Annotated in this window: 13 protein-coding genes; 9 read left to right on the top strand and 4 right to left on the bottom strand. The window is 66.7% G+C overall.

Translation table 11 applies throughout. The annotated features are described in order from the left end of the window. Position 1 precedes the first annotated feature (1 nt). The 3 genes from AC0WR5_RS18740 to AC0WR5_RS18730 are packed head-to-tail and all read left to right on the top strand — an operon-like array spanning position 2 to position 4489. Positions 2-2080, top strand: coding sequence for a hydantoinase/oxoprolinase family protein (locus AC0WR5_RS18740; protein WP_475865323.1), 2079 nt, complete (start codon positions 2-4; stop codon positions 2078-2080). Positions 2081-2082: 2 nt separating this feature from the next. Further along, the gene (locus AC0WR5_RS18735) at positions 2083-3744 is read left to right on the top strand and encodes a hydantoinase B/oxoprolinase family protein (protein WP_475865322.1); all 1662 of its coding nucleotides are present in this window, start codon (positions 2083-2085) and stop codon (positions 3742-3744) included. A gap of 1 nt (position 3745) precedes the next feature. After that, a complete protein-coding gene (locus AC0WR5_RS18730; RefSeq protein WP_475865321.1) occupies positions 3746-4489 on the top strand; it encodes an SDR family NAD(P)-dependent oxidoreductase in 744 nt (247 codons plus the stop codon). Positions 4490-4578: 89 nt separating this feature from the next. Here the strand turns inward: AC0WR5_RS18730 and putA are convergent, their stop codons facing one another. Next, on the bottom strand, positions 4579-7989 hold the full coding sequence (putA, locus tag AC0WR5_RS18725; protein ID WP_475865320.1) for a bifunctional proline dehydrogenase/L-glutamate gamma-semialdehyde dehydrogenase PutA: 3411 nt from the start codon (positions 7987-7989) through the stop codon (positions 4579-4581). A 111-nt stretch (positions 7990-8100) separates the two neighbouring features. On the opposite strand from putA, the gene AC0WR5_RS18720 reads away from it, so the two are divergent. Continuing rightward, on the top strand, positions 8101-8568 hold the full coding sequence (locus AC0WR5_RS18720) for an Lrp/AsnC family transcriptional regulator (protein ID WP_475865319.1): 468 nt from the start codon (positions 8101-8103) through the stop codon (positions 8566-8568). A gap of 279 nt (positions 8569-8847) precedes the next feature. On the opposite strand, the gene AC0WR5_RS18715 is transcribed toward AC0WR5_RS18720, so the two are convergent. Then, a complete protein-coding gene (locus AC0WR5_RS18715) occupies positions 8848-9609 on the bottom strand; it encodes an IclR family transcriptional regulator domain-containing protein (protein WP_475865318.1) in 762 nt (253 codons plus the stop codon). A 203-nt stretch (positions 9610-9812) separates the two neighbouring features. Here AC0WR5_RS18715 and AC0WR5_RS18710 point away from each other — a divergent pair, with 203 nt between their 5' ends. The 3 genes from AC0WR5_RS18710 to pcaF all read left to right on the top strand — a co-directional run bounded on the left by AC0WR5_RS18710 (position 9813) and on the right by pcaF (position 12510). Beyond that, entirely contained in the window at positions 9813-10526 is a 714-nt protein-coding gene (locus tag AC0WR5_RS18710; RefSeq protein ID WP_475865317.1) for a 3-oxoacid CoA-transferase subunit A, read from the top strand. Next, a complete protein-coding gene (locus AC0WR5_RS18705; protein WP_475865316.1) occupies positions 10513-11187 on the top strand; it encodes a 3-oxoacid CoA-transferase subunit B in 675 nt (224 codons plus the stop codon). The genes AC0WR5_RS18710 and AC0WR5_RS18705 overlap by 14 nt, the downstream gene beginning before the upstream one ends. A gap of 120 nt (positions 11188-11307) precedes the next feature. Continuing rightward, complete coding sequence (pcaF, locus tag AC0WR5_RS18700; RefSeq protein WP_475865315.1) at positions 11308-12510, top strand: 3-oxoadipyl-CoA thiolase; 1203 nt, start codon at positions 11308-11310, stop codon at positions 12508-12510. Between the two features lie 93 nt (positions 12511-12603). Here the strand turns inward: pcaF and AC0WR5_RS18695 are convergent, their stop codons facing one another. Further along, positions 12604-13410 (bottom strand): GntR family transcriptional regulator, encoded by an 807-nt coding sequence (locus AC0WR5_RS18695; RefSeq protein WP_475865314.1) that lies wholly within the window; start codon positions 13408-13410, stop codon positions 12604-12606. Positions 13411-13594: 184 nt separating this feature from the next. On the opposite strand from AC0WR5_RS18695, the gene AC0WR5_RS18690 reads away from it, so the two are divergent. Together AC0WR5_RS18690 and AC0WR5_RS18685 are read left to right on the top strand one after the other, a co-directional pair. Continuing rightward, positions 13595-14455, top strand: a complete 861-nt coding sequence (locus AC0WR5_RS18690; protein ID WP_475865313.1) for an isocitrate lyase/PEP mutase family protein — start codon at positions 13595-13597, stop codon at positions 14453-14455. A gap of 39 nt (positions 14456-14494) precedes the next feature. Beyond that, complete coding sequence (locus tag AC0WR5_RS18685; RefSeq protein ID WP_475865312.1) at positions 14495-15148, top strand: isochorismatase family protein; 654 nt, start codon at positions 14495-14497, stop codon at positions 15146-15148. 86 nt (positions 15149-15234) lie between these two features. On the opposite strand, the gene AC0WR5_RS18680 is transcribed toward AC0WR5_RS18685, so the two are convergent. Further along, positions 15235-15753: a flavin reductase gene (locus AC0WR5_RS18680; protein ID WP_475865311.1), complete on the bottom strand. Its 519-nt coding sequence runs from the start codon at positions 15751-15753 to the stop codon at positions 15235-15237. Positions 15754-15839: the final 86 nt, after the last annotated feature.

The following is a 15839-nucleotide window of genomic DNA, read 5'->3' as shown; positions in this document are numbered from 1 at the left end:
GTTGGCTGATCCGTTCCGCGTGGGTGTCGATATCGGCGGCACCTTTACCGATGTGGCTCTGATGCATCCCGGGGGCCTGGCCTCCTGCAAGGTGCTGACAAATTATGCCAACCCCGAGCAGGCGATCCTTGACGGGATCGCAAAGGCCTGTGCGCAGGCCGGCGTGGACCCGGCAGGGATCGGGCAGGTGATCCATGGTACGACCCTGGTGACCAACGCGCTGATCCAGCGGCAGGGGGCGAAGCTGGCCTTTGTCACCACAGAAGGGTTCCGCGACGTCGTGGAGATGCGTTCCGAGAACCGGTTCGAACAATATGACCTGAACCTGCAGCTGCCGCAGCCGCTGGTAGCGCGCAAGGACCGCCATACCCTGCGTGAACGGCTGGATGCGGACGGCAACGTGCTCTTGCCGCTTGATCCGGCCGAGGTGGCGGCCCTGGTCGAGACCATCCGTGCGGGTGGCTACGAGGCCGTGGCGGTAGGTTTCATGCATGCCTATGCCAACCCCGTACACGAGCGGATGGTGGGCGAGGCCCTGAAGGCGGCGCTGCCCGGGGTGGCGGTCTCGCTGTCCTCCGTGATCTCGCCGCTGATGCGCGAGTTCGAGCGGTTCAACACGGTGATCGCGAATGCCTATGTCCAGCCGCAGGTCGCCGATTATCTCGGGCGCCTCGTGGCGCGGCTGAGGGCGGAAGACGTTCAGGCGCCGGTCTACATGCTTCATTCCGGTGGCGGGCTGATCAGCGTCGAAACGGCGGCGGAACAGCCTGTGCGCCTGCTGGAATCCGGCCCGGCCGGAGGCGCGATCTATGCCGCCGATTTCGCCCGGGCCCACGGGATCGACAAGGTGCTCTCCTTCGACATGGGGGGCACCACGGCCAAGATCTGCCTGATCGAGGAGGGTCAACCCAAGACCGCGAATACCTTCGAGGTCGCCCGCACCTATCGCTTCAAGAAGGGATCCGGAATGCCGGTTTCCACCCCGGTGGTGGAGATGGTCGAGATCGGGGCCGGTGGCGGCTCGATCGCCTCGATCGACAGCATGGGCCGGGTACAGGTGGGGCCTCGCAGTGCAGGCAGCGAGCCTGGCCCGGCCTGCTATCAACGCGGTGGCACCGCCCCCACGGTGACCGATGCGAACCTGATGCTGGGCCGGCTCGACCCCGAGAATTTCGCCGGCGGGGCCATTCCGCTTTCGGCAGGGGCCAGTGCAGACGCCATGCAAGCGGCGCTCTGTGACGTGGCGGGGCTCTCGCCCGAAGAGGCCGCCTTTGGCGTCACCGAGATGGTCGACGAGAACATGGCCAATGCCGCGCGGGTTCACACGGTGGAGAATGGCCGGGATATCGAGGCCTTCACGATGATCGCCTTCGGGGGCGGCGCACCGCTTCATGCCTGCCGCCAGTGCGAGAAGCTGGGCATCGAAGCGCTGATCATCCCGCCGGGTGCCGGCGTGGGCAGCGCCATCGGGTTCCTCAAGGCACCTTTCAGCTATGAGGCGACGCGGGGTTTGTTCCAGCGGCTGAACGCCTTTGATGCGGAGGCGGTCAATGCCACGCTGGCCGAGATGGAGGCGGAGGCGCGCGGCTTCGTCGTGGAGGGGGCTGGGGCGGCAGAAACGACAAGCAGGCTGACCGCCTTCATGCGCTATGCCGGGCAGGGCTGGGAAATCCCCGTACCGCTGGACTACCGAGACTTTGCCGACAGTGACGTGCCGATGCTGAAGGCAGCCTTCGAGGCGGCCTATCACGCGCTCTTCGGCCGGATCATCGAGGATCTGACGCCGGAGGTCACGAACTGGTCTCTGGTCATCTCAACGCCGCTGCCGGAGGCGCAGCCGGTCGACCGGCTGTTTGGGGATCCTGGTGCGCCCGTAGGGCGGATCAGGTCGATCTATGACGCGGCGTTGCGGAAAGCCGTCGAGGCGCAGGAGATTCTGCGGGCCGACATGGCGCCGGGCGTGCGCGTCGAGGGGCCGGCCGTGGTGGTCGAGGACGAGACGACCACGATCGTGACCAGCGGATATTCCGTGATCGGGCAGGCCGATGGCAGTCTGCTCCTGCTGAGAAAGGAGGGCTGATCATGGGCGATACCGTCAGTGCGATCGACTATCAGATCATGTGGAACCGGCTGATTGCCGTGGTCGAGGAACAGGCCATGACGTTGGTGCGGACAGCCTTTTCGACCTCTGTCCGCGAGGCGGGGGATCTTTCTGCCGGGCTGTTCGACATGCAGGGGCGGATGATGGCCCAGGCGGTGACCGGCACACCGGGTCACGTGAACGCCATGGCCGAGAGCGTGGGGCATTTCATCGAGCAGATCGGGGCGCAGAACATCTTCGAAGGGGATGTCTACCTGACGAACGATCCCTGGTTCGGCACCGGGCACCTGCATGATTTCACGGTCACCACGCCGGTGTTTCGTGCCGGCCGGCACATCGGGTTCTTTGCCTGCACGGCGCATGTGGTGGACGTGGGCGGACGCGGGTTCGGGCCGGACGGCAACGAGGTTTACGAGGAAGGCCTGCTGATCCCGATCATGAAATTCGCCGAGCGCGGCCAGGTACAGCAGCCGCTGTTGCAGATCGTGCGCTGGAACACCCGCGAGCCTGACCAGGTGATCGGCGATCTCTACTCGCTGGCGGCCTGCAACGAAGCGGGCAACCGGCGGCTGCAGGACATGATGGACGAGTTCCGCATCGATGACCTGCAGGGGCTGGCCGATTTCATAATGGAGGCAAGCCGCAAGGCCACCCTGGCCGCCATCGCGAAGCTGCCGGAGGGCGAATACTGTAACCTGATGACGGTGGACGGCTACGACGAGCCGGTGGACCTGGCCGTGACGCTGAGGGTAGGGGGCGGGGATCTCGTGGCGGATTTCACCGGCACCGGACCGATGAGCCGGTTCGGCGTGAACGTGCCCGAAGTCTACACCCGGGCCTATGCCTGCTATGGGCTGAAATGCGCGATTGCGCCGGAGGTGCCGAACAACTCCGGCTCGCTTGAACCTTTCCGGATCACCGCGCCCGAGGGGTGCATCCTTGCGGCGCGCCGGCCTGCGCCGGTGTCGGTGCGGCACGTGATCGGACACCTGGTGCCGGACGTGGTGCTGGGGGCGCTACACAAGGCACTGCCGGGCACGGTGCCGGCCGAAGGGGCTTCGGCGCTCTGGAATGTCCAGATCTCGGCACGCGCCAGCGACCCCGAGAGCGGTTTGCCGGGGCGTGAGGTGCTTATGTTCAACTCTGGCGGCACGGGGGCGCGGCCTGCGCTCGACGGGCTGTCGGCCACGGCGTTTCCCAGCGGGGTCAAGACGATGAGCGTGGAGGTGACCGAGCACGTCGGGCCGATCGTGCTCTGGCGCAAGGATCTGCGCGAGGGATCGGGCGGTGCCGGTGCGCAGCGCGGAGGCCTGGGCCAGGTGATCGAGATCGAGGCGCGCGAGGGATATGATTTCTGGTTCAACGCGATGTTCGACCGGATCGACCACCCGGCCCGCGGCCGGGAGGGCGGTGGGTGCGGGGCGCCCGGTGCCGTGGAACTGGCCGATGGCACGGCACTGCGCGGCAAGGGCCGGCAATTCGTGGCCAATGGGCAGCGTCTGCGGTTGAGCCTGCCCGGCGGCGGCGGCTATGGCGACCCCATGACACGCCCACGGGCGGCCGTGCAGGCCGACCTGGGTGCGGGATATATTTCGGATGAGCAGGCCCGGAACGATTACGGCCTGACAGAGGATGGAGAGTGAAATGAGCGACAAACCGATTGCGATCGTGACGGGAGCGGCACAGGGAATCGGCTATGCCTGCGCGGAAGTTCTGCAGGAACAGGGCTTTGCGCCGGTGCTGGTGGATATCCAGGACGGTGTCATGGCCTCGGCCGAGAAGCTGGGCGCAAAGGGCTATGTCTGCGACATGTCGGATGCCGAAGCCGTCAAGGCGACCTTCGAGAAGATCGGCGCCGAGGTGGGGGCGCCCACGGCTCTGGCCCATTGCGCGGGCATCGCGGTGTCGGGCGACTTCCTGGAATGTTCGCTCGAGGACTTCAAGCGGGTGATCGATCTGAACCTGGTGGGCACCTTCGTGGCGGATCAGGCGGCGGCCAGGCTGATGGTCGCGGCGGGGATTGAGGGCTCGATCGTGAACATGGCCTCGATCGCGGCGCTGCTGGCGAACCCGGCAATCAGCTCCTACGTGGCGTCGAAGGCCGGTGTCGTGGGCTTTACCAAGGCGGCGGCGCTGGCGCTGGCGCCGCACAACATCCGCGTCAACGCCGTGGGGCCCGGTTCTATCGACACGGCGATGATGGCGGCGGTGAATTCCAACCCGGCGGCCATGGATACGGCCATGTCGCGCACCCCGCTGAAACGCATGGGCACGGCGCGCGAAGTGGCCGAGACGGTGGCCTTCCTGGCTGGCTCGAAGTCGAGCTACATCACCGGCGAGACGATCTATATCGACGGCGGGCGTCAGGGGCTGAACTACACCTGCTGATCGGGGCTCTGCCTGCTTCGTCTGCGGAGTATTTGCGGAAAGATGAAAGGGGCGGGCCGGTAGAGGTCCGCTCCTTTGGCTTTGCGGCCTTATTCGCTGCCGGCAAGCAGCGCGGCGTTGCCGCCTGCGGCGGTGGTATCGACGCAGAGGTGCCGCTCATGGACCACGTGGCCCTTGTCGGGCAAGGCGGTGATCAGCGGCAGCAGCGGGCCGTCGCGCTGCGCCAGGGCGGCATTGAGGCTGCCGGCGGTTTTCGGGTCGCCCCACCAGAGCACGCCGGAGAATCCGGTGAGCGCTGCAAGGTCGTCAGCCGAGAGCATGCCATCAGCGGTGACCGCGCGCCCGCCGAGCTTTTGCACCGCACGCAGCTGGGCATCCTGCGCGGCCTGGCCGGGGCCGAGGCAGAGCAGTGCCTCGCGCGGGGCAAGGGCCAGGCGGTTCAGCTCGCCCGTCGGTCCGGGCATCAGGATCTCTTCCATGGGCGCGCTGTCGCTGACGGTCAGGCGGGATTGGATCACCTTGGTGTCTGCGGTACCGGGCCAGGCGGCAGGCTCCACCACAGGTGCCTCCGGTGCTTGGAAACGGGTCAGGTAGTTCGGCCCGCCGGCCTTTGGGCCAGTGCCGGAGAGCCCCTCGCCGCCAAAGGGTTGCGAGCCGACGATGGCGCCGATCTGGTTGCGGTTGACGTAGATGTTGCCGGCGTGGATCGCATCGGTGATGTCCTGGACGCGGGTGTCGATCCGCGTGTGAAGCCCGAAGGTGAGGCCATATCCGGTGGCGTTGATCGCCTCGATGACCTTGGGCAGGTCCCGCCCCTTGAAGGTGGCGACATGGAGCACCGGGCCGAAGATCTCGCGCTCCAGATCCGCGATGCCGGCCACCTGCAGCAGGGTCGGCGGCACAAAGGTGCCTTCCGAGGGGATCGCGACCTGATGCAGGATCTTTCCTTTTTTCGCAGCGAGATAATCGGCGATACCGGAGCGTGCCTCTTCGTCGATGACCGGGCCGACGTCTGTGGCAAGGTCCCAGGGGTTGCCTACGGTCAGCTCATCCATGGCGCCCTTGATCATCTCGATCAGGTGGGGGGCCACGTCTTCCTGCACGTAGAGGCAGCGCAGGGCTGAACAGCGCTGGCCGGCGGACTGGAAGGCAGAGGCGACGATGTCGCGCACGGCCTGCTCCGGCAGGGCGGTGGAATCGACGATCATGGCGTTAAGGCCGCCGGTTTCCGCGATCAGCGGAGCGCCGGGCTCCATGGCCCCGGCCATGGACTTGCGGATCAGCCGTGCCGTGTCGGTCGAACCGGTGAAGGCCACGCCATTGACCTTTGCACTGCCGGTGAGGGCGGCGCCGACGCGACCGTCGCCCGGCAGAAGCTGCAATGCGGTGACGGGCACGCCGGCCTGATGCAACAGACGCACTGCCATGGCCGCGACCAGGCAGGTCTGTTCGGCGGGTTTGGCCAGCACGCCGTTGCCGGCAGCCAAGGCTGCCGAGATCTGACCGGTGAAGATCGCCAGCGGGAAGTTCCAGGGGCTGATGGCGGTGAAGATGCCGCGCGGCGCATCGGCGCGCGCCTCGCCCTGAGCGGCGTAATAACGCAGGAAATCAACAGCTTCGCGCAGCTCGCCCACGGCATCGTTCAGGCTCTTGCCGGCTTCCCGGGCGAGGGCGGCAAAGAGCGGGCCGAAGTTCGCCTCGTAGAGATCGGCGGCATGGCGCAGCACCTCGGCGCGTTCGGCAGGGCTGGCATCCCAGGGGGCGGCGGCCTCGATGGCCGCACCTACGCAGGCCTCGTCGGCATCGGTGACCTCGGCCACAGTCTCGCCGGTGGCGGGGTTCAGTACGGCGCGCGGCACGCCGCTGGCCGGGCCGGCCACGATCGGGCCGGCATCGGGTACGGTCACGTCGCGGGCGGCGTCGATGGCGGCCAGCACCTCTTCGTCGGTGAGGTCGAAACCGCGCGAGTTCACGCGGCCCTCGCCGAAAATGTCGGAGGGTTTGGACAGACCGGCCGGTGCATGGGCGGTGGCCAGCGCCTCGAAGGGATCGCGAGCGATCTCCTCGGGCGGCACGGCCTCGTCGACGATCTGGTTGACGAAGGAGGAATTGGCACCGTTTTCCAGCAGCCGTCGCACGAGATAGGCGAGCAGATCACGGTGAGCGCCGACCGGCGCATAGATCCGGCAGCGGGTGCCGTTTTCCTTCAGGACAATGTCGTGCAAGCGCTCGCCCATGCCGTGAAGACGCTGGAATTCATAGGAAACATTGCCAACCATCTCGAGGATCGCGGCCACGGTATGGGCATTGTGGGTGGCGAATTGCGGATAAATCCGGTCGCCATAGCCGATCAGCTTGCGGGCATTGGCGATATAGCTGACGTCGGTCGCGGTCTTCGACGTGAAAAGGCTGAAATCGGGCAGCCCCTCGACCTGCGCGTGCTTCATCTCGGTGTCCCAGTAGGCGCCTTTCACCAGGCGCACCATGATGCGGCGGTCGAGATCCGAGGCGATCTGGTAGAGCCAGTCGATGACGGCGCCGGCGCGCTTGCCATAGGCCTGCACCACCACGCCGAAACCATCCCAGCCGGCAAGGCTCTCGTCGGAGAGCACGGCCTCGATGACCTTGAGCGAGAGCACCAGGCGGTCCTGCTCCTCGGCGTCGATGTTCAGCCCCATGCCGGCGGCCTTGGCCTGCTGCGCCAGTTTCAGCACCACCGGCACCAGTTCGGCCATGACGCGGGCCTCGTTGGCGACCTCGTAACGGGGGTGCAGGGCGGAAAGCTTGATCGAGATGCCGGGGTTGGCCTCGACCGATCCCCTGGTGCAGCTGCGGGCGATGGCGGCGATGGCCTGCTCGTAATCCTGCTCGTAGCGCTTGGCGTCGCGCCGGGTCATCGCGGCCTCGCCCAGCATGTCGTAGCTGTAGGTAAACCCTTGCGCTTCGCGGGTTTTCGCCCGTTCGAGCGCCTTCTCGATGGTCTCGCCCAGCACGAACTGCCGGCCCATTTCCTTCATCGCGCGGCCGACGGCGGTGCGGATCACCGGCTCGCCCAGGCGCTTGACGGCGCCGCGCAGGGTGGCGGCCATGCCGGGCTTGGGATCCTCCAGCACGCGGCCGGTCAGCATCAGCGCCCAGGTCGAGGCATTGACCAGCGGAGAGGAGGCCTCGCCCACGTGGCTGGACCAGTCCGAGGGCGCGATCTTGTCCTCGATCAGGGCGTCGATGGTCAGCTTGTCGGGCACGCGCAGCATCGCCTCGGCCAGGCACATCAGGGCCACGCCCTCGCGGGTGGAGAGACCGTATTCGCCCAGGAAATGCTCCATAAGTGTCGGTTTTTGCGAGGAACGTATCTTGCGGACGAGATCGGCCGCGCGGTGGCTGATCATGCCGCGGGCCCCCTCGCTGAGGGCGGCCTGCTTCACCAGGCGGTCGAGGACATCGCCCTCGGGGGCATATTTCGAGGGGCCTTGAAGGGGGGCGAATTTCGGCTGGAACATTGCGGTCTCCCGGTTGTATGGGCCTTGAGTACTGCATTTGGATTGGTCCGTTCGCCCAAAGGTGCCATCATGCATGGGCGTAAGGACCAAAATTTCGGGAATTTTTAGATCATGGTCGCAGAGAGCCTCGATTCCATAGACAGAAAGATCATCGCAGAGCTTGTCGCCAATGCCCGCATCCCGATCGCGGAGCTGGCAAGAAAGGTCGGACTGTCGAAAACGCCAGTGGCGGCGCGGGTCAAACAGCTTGAAGATCAAGGGCTTATCACCGGATACCGCGCGATGCTCTCGCCGATACAGCTGGGGCTGACCCATGTGACCTTCGTCGAGGTCCGGCTGACCGACACGCGGCAGGCGGCGCTGGCAAAGTTCAACCAGGCAGTGCGCCAGATCCCCGAAGTAGAAGAATGTTACATGATTGCAGGGGGATTCGACTACCTGCTCAAGGTCCGGTCGCGGGATATCACCGATTATCGCCGGCTTCTGGGCGAAAGTCTCTCGGCGCTGCCCAATGTCAGTGCAACTTCGACCTATGTTGCCATGGAAGCCGTCGTCGACAAGGCCGGGCCGGAGCTCTGACGGCCCGGAAACAAACCGTACGGTCAAAAAGTTAACTCGTTGAAATCGCTTGCTTCCAACGTCGGTATTACGTCGGTATCGTGTCGGTATCACGTCGGTGCGAAATCGGGGGATCTGCACGGGTTAACGTGGATGCGGGCGTTAACTCTTCGGCACGCGGCGGAGCCTCCGGCGGGGATATTTCGAAACAGGGAAACAGGCAGCGGTCCTGTTGTTTCCCTGTTTCGAAATATCCCGGGGGAGTCGCGCAGCGACGGGGGCAGAGCCCCCACCTGTTCCCTACCGAAGCACCTTGCGCATCTCGCCCTGCAGCGCGCGGAGCGGGGGCAGGTAACGGGGGGCGATCTCTTCCACGCCCTCGCCGCGCACCGGCAGGCCGATGTTGAGCGCGGCGATGGTGCGGTGATGGGCATCCAGCAGCGGCACGGCGATGGAGCGCAGGCCCATCTCGACCTCCTGGTCGATGACGGCATAGCCCTCGCTGCGGATCGCGGCGAGGCGAGCCATGATCTGGTCCGGGTCGGTGAGCGTCATCGGGGTGCGGGGGGCGAGGTCCATGGCGGCGAGGCGGGCCCGCGCCTCGGCTTCGGGCAGGGCGGCGAGCAGGACCCGGCCCATCGAGGTGCAATAGGCCGGCAGCCGCGAGCCGGGCATCAGCGCGATCGACATCACCCGGCGCTGTGCCGCGCGGGCGACATAGACCACCTCTCCGCCATCGAGGATCGAGACCGAAGAGCTCTCCTCCAGTTCCTCGGACATGGCGTCGAGCCAGGGTTGCACCATCTGCGCCAGCGGCATGGTGGCCAGGCAGGCGGTGCCGAGGCGCAGCACCCGCGGCGTGAGGGTGAAGAACTTGCCGTCGTAGGCGGCATAGCCCAGCTCGGTGAGGGTCAGCAGGCAGCGGCGCGCGGTGGCGCGGTCGAGGCCGGTGGCCTCCGACACCTGGGTGATCGACTGCCGCGGCACCTCGGCCGAGAAGGTCTCGATCACCGAGAGCCCCTTTGAGAGGCCGGAGATCATGTCGCGCGGGTTGATGGCCATTGTGGTGCCGCCTGTGCTGGAAAGGGTTTGTGCGATATCCGGACAAAATGAGCATAACGCACAAACCCCGTTGCCGTCGAGGGGGCGCGGGCCTATGACTCCGGCCATGGAGTGAGAAAGGTGGGACGCGGCCTTGGCATGTTCTGTGCGTGAGGGGCCCGGCGCCCCGCCCGACACAGGACGACACATAGGAGGCGCATCGCATGGACAAGACCTGTCCCTCACTGGCCGAGGCCGTGGCGGGTATCGGTGACGGCGCAACGGTGATGATCGGCGGATTCGGGGGCTCTGGTGCCCCGATCGAGCTGATCCACGCGCTGATCGACGCCGGCCCCAAGGACCTGACCGTCATCAACAACAACGCCGGCAACGGCAAGATCGGCATTGCCGCCATGATCGACGCCGGGATGGTGCGGAAGATGATCTGCTCCTTCCCCAAGAGCAGCGATCCCCGCGCCTTTACCGACCGCTACCTGGCAGGCGAGATCGAGCTCGAGCTGGTGCCGCAGGGCACCCTGGCCGAGCGCATCCGCGCCGGCGGTGCCGGCATCCCGGCCTTCTACACCCCCACCGCCTATGGCACCGAGCTGGCCGAGGGCAAGGTGATCGCCGAGTTCGACGGCCGCCCCTATGTGCAGGAGCGCTGGCTGAAGGCGGATTTCGCCCTGCTGAAGGCCGAGCTGGCCGATCCGATGGGCAACCTGACCTATCGCCTGGCGGCGCGGAACTTCAACCCGCTGATGGCCACCGCCGCGGCCAGGACCATCGTGCAGGCGCACAAGGTGGTGCCCGCCGGCGAGATCGACCCGCAGGTGATCGTGACCCCCGGCATCTTCGTGGATACCGTGGTGGAAGTGCCCGATGCCCAGCAGGAAGAGGCCCTTATCCGAGCAGGAGCTGTCTATGAGCGAGCTTAAGCTTTCCAACGCCCAGATCGCCTGGCGCGCGGCGCAGGACATCGAGGACGGCGCCTATGTGAACCTTGGCATCGGTTTCCCCGAGATGGTGGCGCAATACACCGTCGAGGGCCGCGAGGCGATTTTCCACACCGAGAACGGCGTGCTGAACTTTGGCGAGGCGCCCGAGCCCGGCCAGGAAGACTGGGACCTGATCAACGCCGGCAAGAAGGCGATCACGCTGAAGCCCGGCGCGGCCTTCTTCCACCATGCCGACAGCTTTGCCATGGTGCGTGGCGGCCACCTGGATGTGGCCATCCTGGGCGCGCTGCAGGTGGCGCAGAACGGCGACCTGGCCAACTGGCGCGTGGGCAACAAGGGCGTGCCCGCCGTGGGTGGCGCGATGGACCTGGTGCATGGGGCCAAGCGCGTGGCGGTGATCACCGACCACGTCACCAAGAAGGGCGATCCCAAGCTGGTGGAGAGCTGCAGCTTTCCGCTGACCGGCGTGGGCTGTGTGACGCGAGTGTACACCTCGCTGGCCGTGGTCGACATCGAGGACGGGCATTTCGTGCTGCGCGAGAAGCTGCCGCAGATCTCGATGGACGAGCTGCAGGCGCTGACCGGCGCGCCGCTGCACGTGGATGGCGACGTGGGCGAGCTGATCGTTCCCGAGCTGTGATCTGAAAGAGCGGGCGCCCTCCCCCGCGAGGGGGCAGGACGCCCGCGGCCCGGACGGGGTCCGGGCGGGCCCCAGGCGGGCATCAGGCGGCCCCGGCTATTCCCGAGGAGGAAACCAACCATGACCGAAGTCTATATCTGCGATTACATCCGCACCCCCATCGGCCGTTTCGGCGGCACGCTCGCCACGATCCGCGCCGATGACCTGGGCGCGCTGCCGATGAAGGCGCTGATGGAGCGCAACCCGAACGTCGACTGGGAAGCCGTCGACGACGTGATCTACGGCTCGGCCAACCAGGCCGGCGAGGACAACCGCAACGTGGCGCGCATGTCGCTGCTGCTGGCGGGACTGCCGGTGAATGTGCCGGGCACCACGATCAACCGGCTCTGCGGCTCGGGCATGGATGCGATCATCACCGCCGCCCGCGCCATCAAGGCCGGCGAGGCCGACCTGATGATCGCCGGCGGTGTCGAGAGCATGAGCCGCGCGCCCTTCGTGATGCCCAAGGCCGAGAGCGCCTTTTCCCGCAAGGCCGAGATCTATGACACCACGATCGGCTGGCGCTTCGTCAACCCGCTGATGAAGAAGCAGTACGGCGTGGATTCCATGCCCGAGACGGGCGAGAACGTGGCCGAGGATTTCAACATCTCGCGCGAGGACCAGGACCTCTTCGCCCTGAACTCCCAGACCAAGGCCGCCGAGGCGATTGCCAATGGCCGGCTGGCCAGGGAGATCGTGCCGGTCTCGGTGCCGCGCCGCAAGCAGGACCCGCTGATCTTCGACACCGACGAACACCCCCGCGCCTCGACGCTGGAAAAGCTCGCCAAGCTGCCGACGCCCTTCCGCGAGGGCGGTTCGGTGACGGCGGGCAATGCCTCGGGCGTCAATGATGGTGCCGCGGCGCTGATCATCGCGAGTGCCGAGGCCGCGAAGAAATACGGCCTGACCCCGATCGCCCGGGTGCTGGGCGGGGCCGCCGCCGGCGTGCCGCCGCGGATCATGGGCTTTGGCCCCGCACCCGCGTCGAAGAAGCTGATGGCGCGCCTTGGCATGACCCAGGACCAGTTCGACGTGATCGAGCTGAACGAGGCCTTCGCCTCGCAGGGGCTGGCCACGCTGCGCGACCTGGGCATCGCCGATGACGACCCGCGGGTGAACCCCAACGGCGGCGCCATCGCGCTGGGCCACCCGCTCGGCATGTCGGGCGCCCGGATCACCGGCACCGCCGCTGTCGAGCTGGCCGAGAAGGGCGGCAAATATGCCCTCTCGACCATGTGCATCGGCGTGGGCCAGGGCATCGCCATCGCGCTCGAACGCGTCTGATCCAAACCGCACCGACCCGAACATCAAGGGCCGCCCGATCCACCGGGCGGCCCTTTTGCGTGTCTTTCCCTTCAGGTGGGCGGGCTCTCGGCGTCAGCCCGGTTCGCCGGCCTGAAGGGTACGGCGGATTTCCATCGAATAGGTCATCTGATCCGCCGGGTGCCAGTTGAACGAGGCAATCAGCGTGCCCGAGCGGGTCACGTAGCTGCGCAGGATCTGCAGCGCCCAGCCGTCGGGGCGCTGGCCCAGGTGGCGCGAGAAAGCCGCCGGCATCGGCACGGCGCGGATCTCCTGCCGGGTGACCTCGATGGTCTCGCCGGACTGCCGCTCCAGCAGGTCGAAGAAGGGGCCCTGAAGGTCGGCGAACTGCGGCAGCAGGGCCTCGAACCGGGCGGGGATGAAACTCTCGATGAAACAGATCGGCCGGCCCCCCGGCTCGGTCCAGCGCACGCCGTCGAGGCGGATCCAGCGCTCGCCGGTACGGGCGCCGATACGCGCGGCCAGCGCCTCGTCCAGGGTTACCATCTCGTGGCCCATCAGCACGTACCAGGTCTCGACCGCGACCTGGAACAGCTCCTGCAGCGAGCCGAAGCTCTGCTGGTACTGGATGCGCGGCTGGTCCGAGATCACCTCGGTGCCCACCCCCTGCCGGCGGCGGACATAGCCCGTCTCGGTCAGGGTGCGCAGGGCCTCGCGCACGGTGAAGCGGCTGGTGGAGAACTCGGCGGCAAGCTCGACCTCGGTGGGGATGCGCGAGCCCACCGGATAGGTGCCGTCGACGATGCGGTCGGTCAGGATGCGCTGCAGCCGGGAATAGCGCGGCTCCTCGCCGCGGCGCGTGCCGTCTTCGGGGGGCTCCGGAAGGGGCGCGGTGGTGTCGGAACTGGCGTTTTCGGTCATGGCACCCCTGGAACTGGCGTCACTGGTCCGGACGGCTGCCGGTGGATCGCGGCAAAGGTCTGGACAAGTGTGGCTGTCTTTCATTTAATGGTAGGTATGAATACGCTGGGGGAGGCCGATCTGGCAACCCCGTCGGGGCTGCGGCCCCGGCCCCCGGTGCACAGGACAAATCCGAAAGGCCCCCATGGCGGACCCGAGACTGAGACAGGACATCGCGGAGGGGCGCTTCGTGCTGGCCCCCGGCGTCTTTGAAATGATTTCCGCCCTGCTGGCGGACGAGATGGGCTTTCCCGCGCTCTACGTCACCGGATACGGCACCGTGGCCTCGCACCTGGGCCTGCCGGATGCCGGGTTGGCGAGCTATTCCGACATGCTGGAACCCATCGCGCGGATCGCGGGCCGGGCGAAAACCCCGGTGATCGCCGATGCCGATACCGGCTATGGCGGGCTCTTGAACGTGCGCCATACGGTGCAGGGCTACGAGGCCGCCGGCGTGACGGCCATCCAGCTGGAAGATCAGGAATTTCCCAAGAAATGTGGCCATACTCCCGGCCGCCGCGTGACGCCCGCGCGCGACATGCAGCGCAAGATCGAAGTGGCGGTGGAGGCCCGGCGGAGCGAGGATTTCCTGATCATTGCCCGCACTGATGCCCGCACCAGCCTGGGCCTCGACGAGGCGATCGCCCGGGGGCGCGCCTATGCCGAGGCAGGCGCCGACATCATCTTTGTCGAGAGCCCGGAGACGGAAGAGGAAATGCGCCGCATCGGCGGCGAGATCGAGGCGCCGCTGGTCGCCAACATGGTGAACGGCGGGCGCACGCCGCTGCTGTCCGCCGCGACCCTGCAGGAGATGGGCTTTGCCATGGCGATCCACCCGGCGCTGGGGTTCCTGGCCATGGGGGAGGCCCTGCGCACTGCCTATGCCGACCTGCGCGACAATGGCGTGACAGGTCCGGATATTCCGCTGCATGATTTCGGCGATTTCAGCCGCATGATGGGATTCCAGGAGGTCTGGGATTTCGAGAAACGCCACGCCGAGGCCTGAGGACAACCTGACGCCCGGCGCCACAACGAGAGATTTCCGATGCCCGAAGATGTTTCAGAGAACTATGCCCGCGCCTTTGGCAACAAGGCCGGCTTCGGCACCCGCCCGGCGCTGGTGCTGATCGATTTCGCCCATGCCTATTACGATCCCGACTGCCCGCTCTATGCGATGCGCGACGGCTATACCGGGGTTCAGGATGCGCTGGAAAGTGCGCTTCGGCTGCGGGCGCTGGCCCATGAGGTGGGGGTGCCGGTGGTGCTGACCGAGGTGAGCTATGGCGAGAGCGGCATCGAGGGCGGGCGTTTCTGGCAGAAGTCGAAGCCGCTGGCCAGTTTCGTGCGCGGCCGCAAGACGGCGGAATTCGCCGAGGGGCTTGTGCCGCGCGAGGACGAGGTGATCATCACCAAGCAATACCCCAGCGCGTTCTTCGGCACCTCGCTGGCGCCGATGCTGACGACCATGGGCGTGGACAACGTGATCCTGACCGGGCTGTCGACATCCGGTTGCGTACGGGCGAGCTGTGTCGATTCGATGTCGCACGGGTTCATCACCACGGTGGTGGCCGATGCCTGCGGAGACCGGCATCCGGACCCGCACAACAACAACCTCTTCGACATGAACGCGAAATATGCCGACGTGGTGAGCGAGGCGGAAGTTGCGGAATTCCTTCAGGGATTCGCCGTGACCGCCTGAGCGCCGGGAAGGCATCGCAGAGCTGAAGAAGAGACGAGGGCGGCCGCGAGGGGCCGCCCTTTCTCACGTGCATGGCACCCCGGGGATCAGGGGTGCAGCGCGTGAAAGCGGCGGCCGAAATAGGCCGAGGCGGGGGCCTCTGCGTCATGGGAGACGGCGACGACCTCGCAGAAAAGCACCTCGTGGGTGCCGACGGTCTGACGTTCGGTGATGTGGCAGTCGAAGGAGACGACGGCATCGGTGAGGATCGGCGCGCCGGAGGGGCCGGGCGTCCATTCGGCATTGGCGAAGCGCTCCGCCATCGGGGTCTTGCCCCCGAAGAGCATGGCGGCGGTCTCGTGGCGCGGGCCGGTGGTGTTCACGCAGAGCACGCCGTTTTCCAGCACCGCCTTGGCGGCGGAGGAGCCGCGGTTGAGGCAGACCAGCAGGGTGGGCGGCGTATCGGTGACGGAACAGACGGCGGTGGCGGTAAAGCCGGCGCGGCCCGCGGGCCCGTCGGTGGTGACGATGTTCACGGCGCCCGCAAGGCAGGCCATGCCCTGTTTGAACACCTCTGGCGCGACATGGGCGAGGGCAGGTTTCGCGGCGGTTGCACAATCGGTCATGGGCAGTTTCCTGTGTCTTTTCTGTGGATTAGACCCGGTGGTCGGGAGATTGAACCCGAAAGGGGAAATTCGGGCGACCTGAGGCG

The organism is Pseudooceanicola sp. DL12 (genome assembly GCF_056270665.1).
The sequence above is the reverse complement of the archived record's forward strand: the minus strand, read 5'-3'. Positions and strand labels throughout refer to the sequence as shown.